Annotated in this window: 2 protein-coding genes; one reads left to right on the top strand and one right to left on the bottom strand. The window is 76.0% G+C overall.

Features of this window, described 5'->3' with window-relative positions; all coding sequences use genetic code 11:
• Positions 1 to 603 (top strand): alpha/beta fold hydrolase (locus AB0O00_RS39910; RefSeq protein WP_363659566.1); only part of this gene is annotated, 603 nt, incomplete at its 5' end.
• A gap of 52 nt (positions 604 to 655) precedes the next feature.
• Here the strand turns inward: AB0O00_RS39910 and AB0O00_RS39905 are convergent.
• On the bottom strand, positions 656 to 1,315 hold a 660-nt coding region (locus AB0O00_RS39905), incomplete at its 5' end, for an ATP-binding protein (RefSeq protein ID WP_363659565.1).

Raw genomic sequence — 1,315 nt, 5'->3', positions numbered from 1 at the left:
CTGCTGCACGCCCTCGGCGAGCGGGCCTCGGACTGGGACGGCGTCCTGCCCGCGCTCGCGCCGGGGCAGCGCGTGTACGCGCTCGACCTGCGCGGGCACGGCGACAGCGGACGCACCGCCGGCTACAGCCTGGAGGCCATGCGCGACGACGTCCTCGCCGTCCTCGACGTGCTCGGGCTCGACCGGGTCGACCTCGTCGGGCACTCGATGGGCGGCGCCGTCGCCTACCTGCTCGCCCAGGCGCACCCCGGGCGGATCGGCCGTCTGGTGCTGGAGGAGATCCCGCCGCCGTTCCCGCGCCCGGCGAGCGCCGTGCCGGACGGGCCGCAGGAGCCGGTGGACTTCGACTGGGCGGTCGTGCGCCCGCTCAAGGCCCAGGTGGACAGCCCGGACCCGGCCTGGCGCGAGGGCATGCGGCGGATCACCGCCCCGACCCTCGTCGTGGCGGGCGGCCCGACGAGCCACGTCTCGCAGGAGCGGATCGCCGACGTGGCCGCCCTCATCCCGGACTGCCGCACGGTCACCATCGACGCCGGCCACCTCGTCCACGCCACCCGCCCGGCGGAGTTCATCGCCGCCGTGGCGCCGTTCCTGGCGGTCTGAGGGCGGGTCGGGTCCGCCCTACCCGGCCGGGTCCGGCCTCGGCGGGTCCGGCCTAACCCGCCGGTTCCGGGCTCACCGGCGCCGGGGTGAGCGGCAGGGTCGCGCTCACCCGGAAGCCCGAGCGGTACGGGGTGGCGGACAGTTCGCCGCCGAACAGGGCGATGCGTTCGGCGAGGCCGAGCAGGCCGTGGCCGGTGGAGAGCTCGCGGCGGGTGGCGGTGCGATGGCCGGCGCCGTCGTCGACCACGTCCAGGCGCAGGACGTCGGTCCAGGTGATGCTGACCGCCGCGTGGCTGCCCGGTCCTGCGTGCTTGGTGATGTTGGTGACGGCCTCCTGCACCAGCCGGTAGGCGGTCAGGTCGACGCTCTCGTCCAGGTGCGTCGGCGTCCCGTGCACCTCCAGGTCGATCAGCACCCCGGCGCGGCGGACGTCGTCCAGCAGCGGGGGGAGGTCCGCGAGTCCCCTGCGCCGGATGCCGTCCTCGACGGGGGCGTCGGCGGTGCGCAGCAGCCGTAGTAGGCGCCGGAGTTCCGCCATGGCGCCGCGGCCGAGGTCCTCGATCCGCCCGAGCGTCTCCTCGGCGCGGGCCGGGTCGGCGGTGGCCGCGGCGCGGGCGGTCTCGGCCAGCATGACGTTGACGCCTACCGAGATGGCGACGATGTCCTGCAGCTCGGGGGCGTTCCGGACGCGTTCGTTGGTGACGGCCTGGCG

The sequence above is a fragment of the Kitasatospora sp. NPDC093558 genome (genome assembly GCF_040683475.1).
In the GTDB taxonomy this organism is placed as follows: Bacteria; Actinomycetota; Actinomycetes; order Streptomycetales; family Streptomycetaceae; genus Kitasatospora.
The sequence above is the reverse complement of the archived record's forward strand: the minus strand, read 5'-3'. Positions and strand labels throughout refer to the sequence as shown.